Origin of the sequence: uncultured Algibacter sp. (assembly GCF_947487605.1) — a bacterium.
Classification (GTDB): Bacteria; Bacteroidota; Bacteroidia; order Flavobacteriales; family Flavobacteriaceae; genus Algibacter_D.
The window spans coordinates 155,380-169,994 of the sequence record NZ_CANKXK010000002.1; the positions used below are offsets into that span (position 1 = coordinate 155,380).

Consider the following 14,615-nt stretch of genomic DNA (forward strand, 5'->3'; position numbering starts at 1 on the left):
CGGATTAATAAATCAATATATATGTTCGGATTATTTCTTTATTATTTTTAATGTTTGTGTAATGCTTCCAGACTGTACTTTTGCTAAATAAATGCCACTGGAAAGGTTTGAAAGATTCATAGACACCTCTTTAGTATTTACTCTTTTCGTCATAACTTCCTTCCCTAATACATTGTAAAAGGAAATTTTGTCTAGTACAACATTTGCTTTAAAATTAATGCTTCCTCTAGTTGGATTTGGTCCAAATGAAAACCCTTCGATTAAATTGTTTTTATTTGATAACGTTGCTGTTTGAAGTTCAAAATTATCAAAACCTAAATATTCATTTCCGTTTTGATAAACTATCAAACGCATTCTTACAAAGTTATGTCCTGATGGAATGCTATATGCAACTTCGTCCCAACCTACAGAATTAAAGTTACCGTTTTGAGATGTTTTAAACACATCATAACTATAATCAGCTGTATTCCAGTCTGTAGCGTTATCGTATCGTAATTGAAATTTAATATAATCGCCTTTATCTAAACCAATATATTGAACTCTAAAAGATAAATTCGCCTGTACTCCACCAATATTAAGTGTTTCAAAAGTAAGTATATGCTCTGGAGTATCTGTCTGTAAAACTTGCTCGGAATACGCATTGTCTAAATCGCGCCCAGCTAAAAAATCTGATCCAGAAAAAGGTCCTGGAATACGGCCATTGGCATTAGACCTCCTGCCCCAAATATCTGTATTGTTACTTTGTGAATAGAATAGAATATTAGATGTATAAGCCCAATTATCTTCGGCTTTATTATCAAAGCCTTGCTTTGCAGATTGTGCGCTTAAATAAAACACACTTAAAAACAGTGATGTAAGAATTAAAGTAGTTTTATTCATAATTTTAATTTTAAACAATTAAAAACTAATAGATTATAGAGGGACTCAAATCTATAATAAAAAATAGTAGATGCTATAAAAACTCGATAAGCAACCTTTTATTTAGCCTTATTGCAATTACAATGCCAATTCTACTATATTTGCTGCATGTTATTTGCCGATATTTTAGGTCAGAATCATATAAAAACTCATTTAGCAAAGAGTGTCGATAATGGTAGAATACCTCATGCTCAGCTATTTGTAGGGAAAGAGGGGTGTGGCACGTTACCAACTGCCATTGCTTATGCACAGTATATATTGTGCAACAATATTAGTGCTGAAAACAATAATGGTAATGAGGCTTGTAATCTAAAATTCAAAAATTTTTCTCATCCAGATTTACATTTTGCTTTTCCTGTTATTACGAGCAGTAAAGCTAAGAGTCACCCTATCTCCAAACATTATTTAGAAGAATGGCGTCAACTTTTAAAAGAACAACCTTACGGGAATTTATTCGATTGGTACAAACTACTAGGAGTAGACAACAAACAAGGTCAAATAGGTGTTGATGAAGCCTTAGATATAGTAAAATCATTAAGTTTAAAATCTTATGAAGGCGGTTATAAAGTAATGATTATATGGATGGCGGAAAAAATGAATACTGCCTGTGCTAACAAATTACTTAAGCTTATTGAAGAACCCCCTAATAAAACTATTTTCATTCTCATTGCCGAAGATGAAGAACAAATAATTAACACAATAAGATCACGCTGTCAAATACTACATTTTCCTCCTTTAGCAGAAGATGTAATAAAAAGCGCTCTAATTAAAGATTATAATTTAGACGCAACCGTAGCTGCAAAAATTGCACATCAAGCAAATGGTAACTATAACAAAGCTTGTGATTTAGTGTACCAAGATTCTGAAGATTTACAGTTTGAAGAATGGTTTGTTTTCTGGATACGAAGTGCTTTTAAAGCAAAAGGAAACAAAAAGGCGATTCACGATTTAATTTCTTGGAGTGAAGATATTGCGAAAACAGGAAGAGAAACACAAAAACAATTTTTACACTTTTGTATAAACTTTATAAGGCAAGCCTTGTTATTAAATTATGGAGCTAAAGATCTTGTTTTCTTAGAACCTAAATCTAAAAACTTTAAACTTGAAAATTTTGCGCCTTTTATACATAATAATAACATTTTGGAAATTAGTGAAGAGCTTCAAAATGCCATTTATCATATTGAGCGTAATGGGAATTCGAAAATTATATTAACAGACTTATCTATTAAGCTTACTCGATTACTTCACAAAAAATCTGCTTGACCAAAAGAGTGTGGCTATTTTAGAATTCCAGTCTAAAAACTACGTTTGGTGTTATTCCTAAAGAGGATCTATTTACCTCTCGTAACACTTCTCCAGTTTCAGTAGTGCTTTGCCTTTTTTCATAAGTTCTACTCAATATATTCTCTTTATTATATAAATTCAAAAGAGAAACACCTAATTTTCCTTTCCATTTTTCATTTGTAGAAACATTAAACTTATACGTAGCAGAAATATCTACTCTATCATAATTAGGTAACCTGGCGCCATTTGTCTCTTTAAAATCAATAACGGTTCCATCTGGAGTATCTATTAAACCTGCAGCTTTGGTGTAAGGAATGCCTGTTCTTATATTCCACCCTAATGAAACATTAAAACGATTCCATTCATAGGTGTGAGACCATGTTAAATGATGCGTGATATCTGTATTACCCGAAAAACTTTCCCCATTATTAATATTGTCAAATGTAAAATCATTATTCATAATAGAATAACTTAACCACGTTCTGTAGTTTTGTATTTTCTTTTTTATGAGCACATCTAAACCAAATACATTACTTTTTCCTTTTGAGAAAAAATCGTCAATATTATCAAACCCTAGTGTGAAAGATGTTAAGCCTTGAATGTTTCTATAATATCCCTCGATATCAACATTCCAACCGCTATAATCTAATATAAACCCAGCTGTTAATTGTGCGCTTTCTAAAACTGGTATATTGACTCCATCTGAAAGTGCCCAAATTTGATTTTCCAATCCAAATTCTTGTGTGTTAAATTCCACAATCTGACTAACAGCCTGATGCAGGCTTTCTCCTGATATTTTAAACCTTAAACTTGAACTTAATGCTCTTTCTATTTGCACGCGTGGTTCAACAAAGAGTTGATCGGATACCGAAAAATAATTAGTTCTTATTCCAGCATTTATAAACCATTTGTTTTTTGTTTTATATCGATATTCTAAATAAAGAGCCTGCGTGTTATTTGTGTCAATATTAGATTCGTCAAAATTTTCTTCTGGTGCTTCACTATCAATGAAATTTAAACCGTAAGCGACTTTATTTGATGAAAATTGATAGCCCAAGCCTAAAGACTTTGTTGAATTAAGTTTCCAATCTGTATCAAATGAAAAACCCAAATCTTGAATTTTGTTTTGTTTGTTAAGCGCATCACTAAACTCATCTGTTATGCTATTGCTTCCAATATAGTCTAACTCAAAATCGGAAATGTATACATTAAGCTCATGCGAAAATGACTCACTAGATTCATGATTCCAATTAAAACTTGTTCCTTGATTAATTATTTCTAATTTGTCCTGAGACGCTTCTTCAAACTCTTCAATTAAGAAACCATAATCAAGTTTGTTTTTAGTGTAAAGGCTACTTATTGTGAATTGGTTTTTTGCATTTGGTTTTAACATTGCTTTTACAGTAAAATCTGTAAAATAAAATATGTCCTTAGTTGTTAAAAATTCATCATCCTCAAAAATCTTGTTCCCGTCAGAAATTTTTGTTTCCTGAAATACTCTTTGAGATAAATTACGAAAGGTTTCGGTATCAAAAGCATCTGTAATGGATCTTCTTGCTGAAACCATTACAGCAGATTTATTATCAAGAGGAGCTTTTAAATACGCATCTGCATGGGTCATATTAAAACCAAAACCGCCATTAATTTCTTTAGGTATTTCGCTGTCTGATGTAATATCTATAACGCCCGAAATTCTATTACCATAACGTGCTTTAGTCCCGTTTTTATATACTTTTATTTCATCGGTTATATATGGGTTAAAGGCTGAAATTGTTCCGAAAAAATGCCCAGAATGGTACATTTTAATTCCATCCCAAAGAATTAGGTTTTGATCTGGAGTACCCCCTCTAATATATAACCCCGCTGCCGTTTCGGTGGGACTTTGTACGCCTGGAATCAATTGAATACTTTGTAAAACATCTGGTTCGGTTAAACCTGGAAGAATTCCTAATTTTTGTGGAGAAAGGGAAATAGAAGCATCATCATTTTTTTTGCTAATACCCGTGGTTAAATATTCTTCTATTAAAACTTCATCTAACTCTTGTGTATCAGTTAAACGGAGTCGCCTGCTCTTAACTGTGTAATAACGTTCGGATTCTTTTTTAATTCTAATAGCTGCTTTTTCTTCTAAAAAAAACAAAATATCTTCAAGTAGGGCTTCTTTTAATTGAAGGGTTATAAACCTGTCATTTACTAATTCAGAATTATACGAAAACTTGATATTAAATTTTTCTTCTAATTCCGAAAAAACAACACTTATTGGTTCGTTTAAATAGTTTAAGGTTGCCCTGTTTTGAGCTGTTACATATAACGAAAAGAAAAAAAAGAAAATCGCTATGTTAAATTTCATTTACTATTCTTAAATTAATTCAAGTAGTACCCAAATTTAGGGTAATATAACTAAATAAAATAAAATTTAGTTATTGTTATTTGAATTAAGAAGAATAATACCTGTTTCTTTATCAACAGAATACGATAACCCCATTGGCACAGAGATAGTTTTTAAGGCTAATTTTAAATCTTTATGTGTGAAAGCTCCTGTAAAACGTTTATTACTATCTATGTTAGATTTATCAAGCGTAATATTGAATTGATTTTCTAAAGACATTAATACCTGATTTATAGGTGTATTTTTAAACGTGCTTTCTCCTAAAGTCCAGTTTGATTCGGTTAAGGCAAAATCCCATTCTTCCAAACTGTTATTTACTACACGAACAGCGTCTCCAGGTAAAAGAATAACATTTTTCTTTAAAACGGTACTTGTTACTCTTACTTTACCTTCCATACACTGTACTTCAAAATAAGAATCACGAGAAATTACATTAAATTCTGTACCTAGTACTTCTACCATTCCAACATCTGTAAAAACTTTAAAAGACTCTCCTTTTTCAACATCGAAAAAAGCTTCTCCATCTAATTGTAAAGCACGATTAGATTTCCATCCTAATGTTTTATAATCTAGATGACTATTTGCATTAAGCTTTACTTCAGAATTATCTGGAAGCACAACAGCCAATTGCTCACTAAATCCTGTTTCAAAATGCGATTTCATTGTCATTACATAAAATAAACCAAATGCAATAACTACTGCAGCGGCAGCATATGCCCAATTGGGTATAAGTTTAACAACTTTCCCTTTAGGTCTTGTTGATTGTAAATTATTTAGTTCTTGTAATTTGTTTAATAGTGCTTGATCGTTAAAAGTAGGTGCTTTTAGATTTTGGGACGCATCATTAATTCTTTTAAGAACGGGATAATCATCAGATTTTTGAAACTTTTCTAGCTCTTGCGGAGATAAATCTCCCGCAATCCAACGTGCTAAAAAAGCATTGTCTTTAATATATTTCTCCATTATTTGTATGTTCTTATAATATATAAACAGTTGGAGTTCATTTTACCCTACTTTAAATGTTACCTAATTTTTCTCTTAATGTAATTAAAGCCAAACTCATACGTTTTTCAACTGCTTTAACTGAAACACCTACTATTTCAGAAATTTCAGAATATTTCTTTTTATCAATTCTACTCAATAAGAATACTTCTCGTTGCTTTTCAGGCAAATCGGCAATTACTTTTTTTAGCTTTATCATAAACTCTTGCTCCTCCATTAAAAATTCTGGAGATTCATTTGTTCTATCATTAAAAGATAACGATTGATGTTGAAGCACTATTTTTTTATGAGCTACTTCATTTAAAAAAAGATTTCGGGCTACGGTATATAAATAGGACTTTGCTTTATCAAATATTACTTTAGAGCAATTGTACCAAAGTTTAACAAATGTGTCTTGAACAATATCTTCTGCCTGCTGTCTATCGCCACATTTGTAATACACAAAATTAAAAAGCGATTTAGAGTGAGTTCTAAATAGATGCTCGTAGTTTATTTCCTCACAGACAGATTTGGTTTCCTTATTCATATATGCATAAAAGTACGTAGGTCTTATTGTTCAAAATTAAAAAAATTAAACTAATAAGTAGGGTGTTTTCTTTTTTAACTGTTATACATATAAACGAAGTTGTTTAGCCCCAAATAACAAACGAGATTTTTTTAGCCCCAAGCTAAGCCCTTATTTACTTTTAACTTACCTACATTTTATGGATTTTCGCAATTCCATGTCTTAAAATAATATTTGAGATTTGGTTTAAATAGTAATGAAGAATTACATGGTATTGCATTCAGGTTTAATTACCTGAAAAGGTTGAGTTAGCTAATTTGCGCCAAAGCATGTCCCCAATCAATAAGACTTTGTCGCAAATTTGCAACTTAAATGAAAAAGAATGTTGAACCGATAGACAAAGTTGCTATGACTTTATTAACGTCTTATTTTGTGAGTAAGCAAGAAAAATTAAAAGATACAAATGACGCCTTTTTAAGTTTGTCTAAAGGTAAATGTCAAAATAATTGCCCCGTTTACGATTTGTGGATTTTTGAAAACGGTCAAGTTATTTATAAAGGCATTGAGAATGTAATAAAATTAGGTGTTCACACAACCACTATATCGACAGATATTGTTAGACAAATGAACGATTTTATTTTAAACTCTAATTCAAGAGATATTGGTGATGCTAAGGGTAGAGACAACCCTTTAACTATAATAAAATTTAATAATAAAAAGATTGTGTTTCAATCGCAAAGAGCAAAAGGGAATTTATTAGAATTAAATAATCTGCTCGAGCATATTGCAAATATGATAAACGAAGACAACAATTAAAATATAAAAAAACAAATAAAAGAGAATGAGGGTTCAAGCTTTTATTGTGTACCTCCGCTAAACCTTACTAGCGGAGGTTTTTTATTTAAAATCTTATCTACTTAAAAAATAAAAAAGCCTGCTCAATTATTTAAGCAGACTATTTAATGTTTTGTTTATTAGGTTGTTACGTGTTACTTCAACTCGTAATTAGCATTCAAAGCATCCAATATGGTTTGTGTTAAATCGTTCTCTTCAGCACCGTAAAGTACAGAAGCAGCTGCATCACTAGTCCCCAAGATATAGGTGTAATTATTTGTTTTACCGTAATCTTTTACAAAATCTTTCACTTTAATAATTAATGAATCGATTTCTGTTTGAAATGCTTGTCCTAGTTGTTGCTGTTCAAATTGCATTTGTTGTTGCAATACTTGTTGCTTTTGTTGTAAACCAGACATTAATTCCTGAGCCTTTTTTTGACTAGAATTTCTAGCAGTAATTTGTGTTTGCTGAACTTCTAATTGAAATGCTTGACTAATACTGTCTGCTTTTTTCTTCCAAACTTCTTCTTTAGCTTGAAACTTTGCTTCTACATCTTTCTTTTCTTGATACTCATTAATAACTGTTCCATTATCTACATAACCAATCTTTTTTTCTTTTTGGCAAGAAGTTATTATAACTGCAACTAATAGTAAGTAAATTATATTCTTCATTTCTAAACATTTAATATTCCGACAAAAGTAACAAAGTAGGTCTTATTTTAAAATGGTTTTGCTTGGATTTTAACACATAAGAATTATTTATACTAAAACAACTTAAAATAGTTAATATTTATAAAAATTGAATCGATTTAAGGCGCTTTAAGAGGTTTTTAAAAATAACCTAGGGTTGTTTATGTGTGTTCAATAAAAATTAAAATAAAGATTGTTATATTGAGTTTTAGCTGTTTCTAACTAAATAAATTAATGATGAGGCTTCTCTAGTTTTAATTGCTTTTATATTTGAAAGCAACCCAATCCAAAATCCATTAATAGGATTTATTTTACCTGACCTATATTTTTCTGAAAGCATACATACATAAAAAGCATCAAACCACATGGGTTTTGTTTTAGTCACTTTCATGAGTTGCTTCAAAACTAATTTAGAAAGAGATTCTTTATTAAAATGCCAAAGGTGTCTTGGCACATCGTAAGCCGCCCAAAATTGTTTATAATGTTTAGCATCATAACTTTTATAATTTGGAACAGCTATTATTAAAGTTCCTTTTGGCTTTAAAAGCTTTTTAAATATTGAAATGTGTTCTTCTAAATTTGGCAAATGCTCTAGGACATGCCAAAGGGTAATCACATCAAAACTATTAGCTTCAAACTTTGAAAGCTGATCTACTTTGAAAACCGAATTATTTGTTTTTTTATTGGCTATTTTTCTGGCCTGATCATTTGGTTCTATGCCAAAAATATTCCAATTATTTTGTAACGCTATTTGTAAAAAATCTCCTGTGCCACATCCAACATCTAGAAGATTCTTTTCCTTTGATGAAAAAGAATTAATTAAGTTTAGTTTCTTTTTTAAAGAAATTATTCTAACTAAATGATATACTTTTTCGAATAGATTTCTTTTTGAATCTGTATGCGAAATATAGTCTTCACTTTTATAATATTCAGGCAATTTATCTGAAGATGGTTGTGGTGTGGTTTCCAAAAAACCGTGTTCTGAATTTCGGATTAATTCGAATTCTTCTCCTGAAACCGAGTGGTCTTTTACTTTTAAATGAGTATGATTTGAGTTTTGTTTTACCACTAATTCACTAATATTTTTCTAAGACCCAACAGGTTTTTGAAACCTATCAGGTCTTATTAAAAGAAACTTATTTTAGACGTTCCACGTGGAACATATTAAATTATAAATATTGGTTATCGACTTATCTTCCCATATAAACCAACAAAACCGAAATATCGTTTGGTGAAACCCCACTAATTCTAGATGCTTGGGATACCGTTGTTGGTTGAATATTTTTTAGCTTTTCACGTGCTTCAAAACTCATAGATTTGATTTGCGAATAATCAAAATTCTCTGGGATTTTCACATATTCTAAGCGCGTTAGTTTATCAGCATTATTCTTTTCCTTGGCAATATATCCTGCATACTTAACTTGAATTTCGGCTTGCTCAATAACTTCCCTATCCAAATTATTATCTTGAATATATGCCTCAACACTTTCTACTAGTCTAACATCATTCATCTCAATATTTGGTCTAGCAAATACTTTAAATAACTTTCCTGATTGCTTTACTGGAGATGAATTTTTACGCTCTAAAATGGGGTTTATAACTTCGGGTTTTACACTTTGGGTTTCAAAAAAGTTAACAAATTTTTCGGCAGCTTCATGTTTTTCTTCCATACGTTTTAAACGTTTTTCAGAAGCCAACCCTAATTCAAATCCCTTAGGTGTTAATCTTAAATCGGCATTATCCTGACGCAATAGCGTTCTATATTCTGCTCTTGATGTAAACATTCTATAAGGCTCTTCTGTACCTTTAGTAATTAAATCATCAATTAAAACACCAATATAAGCTTCATCCCTTTTTAAAGTAAACGCATCCTTTTCTTGAACTTTTAAACTCGCATTTATACCAGCCATTAATCCTTGAGACGCTGCTTCTTCATAACCCGTAGTACCATTAATCTGTCCTGCAAAATACAAGCCTTCAACAAGCTTAGTTTCTAAAGTATGCTTTAACTGCGTTGGCGGAAAATAATCATATTCTATAGCATAACCTGGTCTGAAGAATTTTACGTTTTCAAAACCAACAACAGAACGTAGGGCTTTAAATTGAACATCTTCAGGTAAAGATGTAGAAAATCCATTTACATAAACTTCACACGTATTCCAACCTTCAGGCTCAATGAATAATTGATGTCTATCTTTATCAGCAAAACGATTAATTTTATCCTCTATTGATGGGCAATATCTCGGGCCTAAACTTTTAATTCTACCATTAAACATAGGCGACCTATCAAAACCTTCACGAAGTAAATCATGCACCTCAAGACTAGTGTAAGTCATATAACAAGAACGTTGATTTGCTAATGGCTTTGTAATATCCAAATAAGAAAACTTTTCAGGATCTTGATCTCCTGGTTGCTCTATCATTTTAGAATAATCTAAACTTCTTCCATCAACTCTAGGTGGTGTTCCCGTTTTCATTCTACCAGAATCAAAACCTAAACCCACAAGCTGTTCTGTAATTCCAGTTGCCGCTCTCTCACCTGCTCTTCCGCCACCAAAATTTTTATCCCCTATATGAATTAAGCCATTTAAAAAAGTACCGTTTGTAAGGACAACAGACTTTGCCTTTATTTCAATTCCTAAAGAAGTTTTTACACCAACAACTTTATGATTTTCTATGATGAGACCAGAAACCATTTCTTGATAAAAATCAAGATTTGGAGTCCCCTCTAAAAGCAATCTCCAATCTTCTGCAAAACGCATTCTATCACTCTGCACTCTTGGGCTCCACATTGCAGGCCCTTTAGATTTATTTAGCATTTTAAACTGAATAGCTGATGTATCAGATACTATGCCGCTGTAACCCCCTAGTGCATCAATTTCTCGAACAATTTGGCCTTTAGCAATGCCTCCCATAGCGGGGTTACACGACATTTGAGCAATGTTTTGTAAGTTCATGGTAACAAGCAATGTTTTGCTTCCCATATTTGCAGCAGCAGCAGCAGCTTCACTACCAGCGTGACCTGCTCCAACTACTATAACATCATAAACCTCGTTAAACATCATTGTTCTTTTTAATTAAGCATGTTCCACGTGGAACATTTAAATAATTAAGTTTGCAAATATACGTTGAAATCTTTAATTCTTCTGAAGTATTGACAAGTAGTGATTTTCCTTTGCTCTCATGACTTCTGCATCTGAACTTGTTTTGTCTTTATAGCCACAATAATGCAACACACCATGAATGATAACACGGTTTAATTCTTCATCAAAAGAAACACCAAAATCTTTAGCATTATCTCTAACCCTTTCTACAGAAATAAAAATATCGCCTTGTATTAATTTTCCCATAGAATAATCAAAGCTAATAATATCTGTAAGTGTGTCATGATTTAAGAACTCAACGTTCAATTTATGCAAATATTCGTCATTGCAAAACACATAACTAATTTCTTCTAACTTAAATCCTTCAGAGGAAATAGCATTAGAAATCCATTTAGAAATCTCATCTTCTGTTTCTAACTTAAATGTTGTTTCGTAATTGAAATTAATCATTCGTTGTTTTAAAATACTCTTGTACTTTCTTTTTGTAAATCTGTTGCAAAGGTAATGCTTGCTTGTTCAATATTTCGGTAGTTTTAAAATATTGTTTTGCTGTTGGAATTTGATTATTAGAATTATTTTTAAATTGGTTTGTATTCGTTTCAGACTCTCGTTTATTGTCATCTCCTTGCTGGAATGTTGCATTCTCTAGTTTTAGTAATTGATGCTGTAACTCCATCATTTTTTGTAATGTTTGATTGGTAAAACCCTTGTTAAGCAAATCTAACTCTACATCTTCCATTTTTTTAAGCAATTTATCTCCTTCTCCACCAATTCCATTTTTTTCGCGTTTGTCTAATGCATCTTTTAAAGCTTGACGCAATTGTTGTTGTTTCTGGTAAATCTCATACAACGCTCCATTTAATCCTTCTCCATTAGAATTACCATTATCGCCTTCACCAGTATTTTCACCTTCCTTACCTTCCTTACCGTTTTTACCTTTATCTCCATCCTTTTCTCCTTTACCTTCTTTCTCTCCTTCTCCTTCTTTTGGATCTCCCTTTTTTCCATTTTTCAAACCTTCTTCCATCATTTTATTTAACTCTTCTTGACTCATAATTATATCGGGTAATTGCATATCTCCTTGGCCTTTTCCTGGTGACATACTCAAACTCTCTTGCATATTATCAAGAATGTTACTCAAAATATCTGCAAGATTATTTGCAGCAGTAATAGCAAATTGTTGGTTTGAAACTCCTTGATATAATTGATTTTCTGCAAGTAAATCCAGAGCTTTTTCAATATTAAAATAAACCTCTGTTATTTCTTTATTTACCCTTTCGGAAAGTTTAGGTTGTCTTAATGATAAGGCAAACAAACTATCATCTATATGTTCGAAATGTTCTCTTAAGTTATTCTGGTTTCTAAGATAATTAGCATATTTATTATTATTTACCCCAATGGATCTAAATTTGTTCATTAACGCCTCCTCATCAAATGAAAAAAGCACCAAATTGTCTAATATTTGCCTAAGCATTTCCATGTCTTCTTGCATTTGCTCTCCGCCTCCACCTTGCATAGAGCTTTGCATTTTCTGACTCATATTCATCATTTTTTGAGCAGCCTTTTTTTGACTTTTTTGGGCATTTTTTAAATTTTGATTCTGCTCATCTTTAGGTTTTGTTTTTTCTTCATCAGATACTTGTTCTTCATCCTTTTTGCCTAATTCTTCCGATGCATTCTGTTGTTCTTTTTCAATTTCTAATTCCTCTAACTCATCTTGTGGAATATCCAATGGCTTTTTTAATCCTTTATTATCTTGTTTAAGGTTGTCTAATTCTTGAGTAAACTTATCAAACTTTTTATTAAGCTCGTCTTGTTTGTCTCTCGTGTTGTTCTCTTCAGAATCATTTGATAACTTCTCTTGATCTATAGCTAGCTTCATTAAGTCCTCCTTAAGTTTTTCTAACTTCTTCTCAACATAATATCGTTTTGTTAATTCCAACAATTGCTGAAGGCTTCTTTTTTTATTTTTATTTTGTTTAGCTAACTCTTCTAGTTTTTTAACAAGCTCTTCTTTATTTATTTTTTCTTGTAGCTTTTTTAATTCTTCAAGAAGTTTTTCGTCTCTTTCTAATTGCTCTTCATTCTCCTTTAATCGTTCTTTTAAATCCTCTTTAAAAACATCTTTTTCTGGGTTTTCTTTTTGAAAATCTTCTAAATTATCTTTTAGTTTCTTATTGAAGTTTTTCATCATTTCGTCCTGCTGTTTTTGGCGTTTTAAAAATGATTCTAGTTTCTTTTTATCATTAAAATTAAGATCTGATTTTTCCTTTTGAGTTCTGGTTAATTCTTCCAACTGCTTTTCTTGCTCATCATATTTTTTTAAAGACTTATTGAGATCTTTAATAGTTTCGCCTTGCTCTTGCAGCTTCTTTTGAGTTTCTTCTTCTTGTGTTCGTTTTCTATAAACAAATACATTGCTTTTAACGCTTTTATACTTGTTAACTACATCATTATCAAATACTTGAAAATACATTTCATAAGGTACTCCTTCAGCAACATCTAAATCATTGGGAAAAGCTGTTACAAAATCTGCAATATTTGATTTAGAAATTGGAATATTTTTATATTCTTTAAAATCATTACTTTCAACTGGGTAATAAACTAGTTGTAGTTTTGTTAAACCATAGTCATCGCTCAATTGCCCATAAAAATAAAGTGACTGTAAATCCAAACTATCTTTTTGAACTTTAATGTTTATTTCTGGGTATTCGTCCTTAACAACATCAATCTTAAAAGATAGATTCTCATAATCTTTTAAATTAACATTACTCGTGCTTAAACTATAATCTAAATCATTATAAAGGCGTTTAGAAGCGCTAAAACTATTTGGTTCTTCGGAAGAAAAAAGAAGTGTGTCTTTTGAAAAAAGTTTAACATTTTCTGTAGACTTTGTTTTAAGTAACCAAGTAATATTAGTTCCCTCTGGCACTATGGCGTTTCCTGTTCCCTTTAGTGTTTCATCTTTTTTCCTTGTGTGATTTGGATAGTCTAAAACCATGTCGAAACTAACAAGTGATGGTACTTGTAAAGTGCTTAAAGTATAAGGCTTAGAAATAACATTATTTGCTAATAATCGAAATTCCACATCTGTTTTTAACTTCGAAAAAACAAACTCAAATTCTCCCGAAGCTGTATTCTGTAAAAAATAAGTCTCGTTGTTATATTCAATTTCTGCATTTTCTGGCACAACATTGCCTACTGTCTTAACAATGAGCTTGAAATCTTCATTTTCAATAGCATTTAAGGTGTTATTTACAACAAAAAACCGAAATGGTGCTGGCGGCTCATAAGCTGTTTTATAATTAACTACGCGCGTGTAACTATCACTAAACCAATTAGAGTTTCCAGATAAAAAAGTTAATAAAAGAATAGCTACAGGAATAGCCGCATATTTTAGATACTTAATGTTTTTACTGAAGTTAATGGCAAGTTTAAAAGGAATGGGGTTTAGCTCGGTAGATTTTTGTTCAATACTTGCCAAAAGCAACTCTGATTGTTTTTCGCTTTGATTAAGCTGTAAAACATTAAGCAATTTATCGTTTACCTCTGAAAAATGTTGTCCAATAATTTTTGAAGCTTCTACATAATCAATACCTTTTTGAAGTTTAAATAGCTTCAATAATGGCAAAGCGATAAATTTGGCGAATAAAACACTTTCTACAGCAATAAAAACCCAAAACAACACCGTTCTAGCTGATGAGGAGAGCCAAAGGATATACTCAACAAACAACGTAAACAACAAATACAAGAACCCTATTGCAAAAAACAAGATTGTGCCTTTTATTAGTTCATTAGTGTAGTATTTTCTAATGAATTGCTCTAATTTACCTAATACATTATTAAAATTTTCTTGCATTTCTTAATAGAATCTCTTCTTTTATAAG

Annotated in this window: 11 protein-coding genes; 2 read left to right on the forward strand and 9 right to left on the reverse strand. The window is 31.2% G+C overall.

Annotation, left to right across the window (positions count from 1 at the left end):
• Positions 1-30: 30 nt before the first annotated feature.
• A complete protein-coding gene (locus tag Q0739_RS03020) occupies positions 31-879 on the reverse strand; it encodes a T9SS type A sorting domain-containing protein (RefSeq protein WP_298237217.1) in 849 nt (282 codons plus the stop codon).
• Positions 880-1,026: 147 nt separating this feature from the next.
• On the opposite strand from Q0739_RS03020, the gene Q0739_RS03025 reads away from it, so the two are divergent.
• The gene (locus Q0739_RS03025; RefSeq protein ID WP_298237218.1) at positions 1,027-2,181 is read left to right on the forward strand and encodes a DNA polymerase III subunit delta'; all 1,155 of its coding nucleotides are present in this window, start codon (positions 1,027-1,029) and stop codon (positions 2,179-2,181) included.
• Between the two features lie 19 nt (positions 2,182-2,200).
• Here the strand turns inward: Q0739_RS03025 and Q0739_RS03030 are convergent, their stop codons facing one another.
• From Q0739_RS03030 to Q0739_RS03040, 3 genes are all read right to left on the reverse strand, one after another.
• On the reverse strand, positions 2,201-4,552 hold the full coding sequence (locus Q0739_RS03030; protein ID WP_298237219.1) for a TonB-dependent receptor: 2,352 nt from the start codon (positions 4,550-4,552) through the stop codon (positions 2,201-2,203).
• 66 nt (positions 4,553-4,618) lie between these two features.
• The gene (locus tag Q0739_RS03035) at positions 4,619-5,554 is read right to left on the reverse strand and encodes a FecR family protein (RefSeq protein WP_298237220.1); all 936 of its coding nucleotides are present in this window, start codon (positions 5,552-5,554) and stop codon (positions 4,619-4,621) included.
• A 52-nt stretch (positions 5,555-5,606) separates the two neighbouring features.
• Entirely contained in the window at positions 5,607-6,119 is a 513-nt protein-coding gene (locus Q0739_RS03040) for a sigma-70 family RNA polymerase sigma factor (protein ID WP_298237221.1), read from the reverse strand.
• A 351-nt stretch (positions 6,120-6,470) separates the two neighbouring features.
• On the opposite strand from Q0739_RS03040, the gene Q0739_RS03045 reads away from it, so the two are divergent.
• Positions 6,471-6,914: a DUF6438 domain-containing protein gene (locus Q0739_RS03045; protein WP_298237222.1), complete on the forward strand. Its 444-nt coding sequence runs from the start codon at positions 6,471-6,473 to the stop codon at positions 6,912-6,914.
• A 173-nt stretch (positions 6,915-7,087) separates the two neighbouring features.
• Here Q0739_RS03045 and Q0739_RS03050 read toward each other — a convergent pair whose 3' ends face one another.
• The 5 genes from Q0739_RS03050 to Q0739_RS03070 form a co-directional block, all read right to left on the reverse strand.
• Complete coding sequence (locus tag Q0739_RS03050) at positions 7,088-7,606, reverse strand: OmpH family outer membrane protein (RefSeq protein ID WP_298237223.1); 519 nt, start codon at positions 7,604-7,606, stop codon at positions 7,088-7,090.
• 226 nt (positions 7,607-7,832) lie between these two features.
• The gene (locus Q0739_RS03055; RefSeq protein ID WP_298237224.1) at positions 7,833-8,693 is read right to left on the reverse strand and encodes a class I SAM-dependent methyltransferase; all 861 of its coding nucleotides are present in this window, start codon (positions 8,691-8,693) and stop codon (positions 7,833-7,835) included.
• A gap of 121 nt (positions 8,694-8,814) precedes the next feature.
• Positions 8,815-10,686, reverse strand: coding sequence for a tRNA uridine-5-carboxymethylaminomethyl(34) synthesis enzyme MnmG (gene mnmG / locus Q0739_RS03060; protein WP_298237410.1), 1,872 nt, complete (start codon positions 10,684-10,686; stop codon positions 8,815-8,817).
• A 75-nt stretch (positions 10,687-10,761) separates the two neighbouring features.
• Entirely contained in the window at positions 10,762-11,178 is a 417-nt protein-coding gene (gene ybeY / locus Q0739_RS03065; RefSeq protein WP_298237225.1) for an rRNA maturation RNase YbeY, read from the reverse strand.
• Entirely contained in the window at positions 11,171-14,587 is a 3,417-nt protein-coding gene (locus Q0739_RS03070; RefSeq protein WP_298237226.1) for a DUF4175 family protein, read from the reverse strand. The genes ybeY and Q0739_RS03070 overlap by 8 nt, the downstream gene beginning before the upstream one ends.
• Between the last annotated feature and the right edge of the window lie 28 nt (positions 14,588-14,615).

Coding starts and splice junctions, on each gene's coding strand:
- Q0739_RS03020 (WP_298237217.1), bottom strand. CDS start 879: ATGAATAAAACTACTTTAATTCTTACATCACTGTTTTTAAGTGTGTTT.
- Q0739_RS03040 (WP_298237221.1), bottom strand. CDS start 6,119: ATGAATAAGGAAACCAAATCTGTCTGTGAGGAAATAAACTACGAGCAT.
- Q0739_RS03030 (WP_298237219.1), bottom strand. CDS start 4,552: ATGAAATTTAACATAGCGATTTTCTTTTTTTTCTTTTCGTTATATGTA.
- Q0739_RS03070 (WP_298237226.1), bottom strand. CDS start 14,587: ATGCAAGAAAATTTTAATAATGTATTAGGTAAATTAGAGCAATTCATT.
- Q0739_RS03025 (WP_298237218.1), top strand. CDS start 1,027: ATGTTATTTGCCGATATTTTAGGTCAGAATCATATAAAAACTCATTTA.
- Q0739_RS03035 (WP_298237220.1), bottom strand. CDS start 5,554: ATGGAGAAATATATTAAAGACAATGCTTTTTTAGCACGTTGGATTGCG.
- ybeY (WP_298237225.1), bottom strand. CDS start 11,178: ATGATTAATTTCAATTACGAAACAACATTTAAGTTAGAAACAGAAGAT.
- mnmG (WP_298237410.1), bottom strand. CDS start 10,686: ATGTTTAACGAGGTTTATGATGTTATAGTAGTTGGAGCAGGTCACGCT.
- Q0739_RS03050 (WP_298237223.1), bottom strand. CDS start 7,606: ATGAAGAATATAATTTACTTACTATTAGTTGCAGTTATAATAACTTCT.
- Q0739_RS03045 (WP_298237222.1), top strand. CDS start 6,471: ATGAAAAAGAATGTTGAACCGATAGACAAAGTTGCTATGACTTTATTA.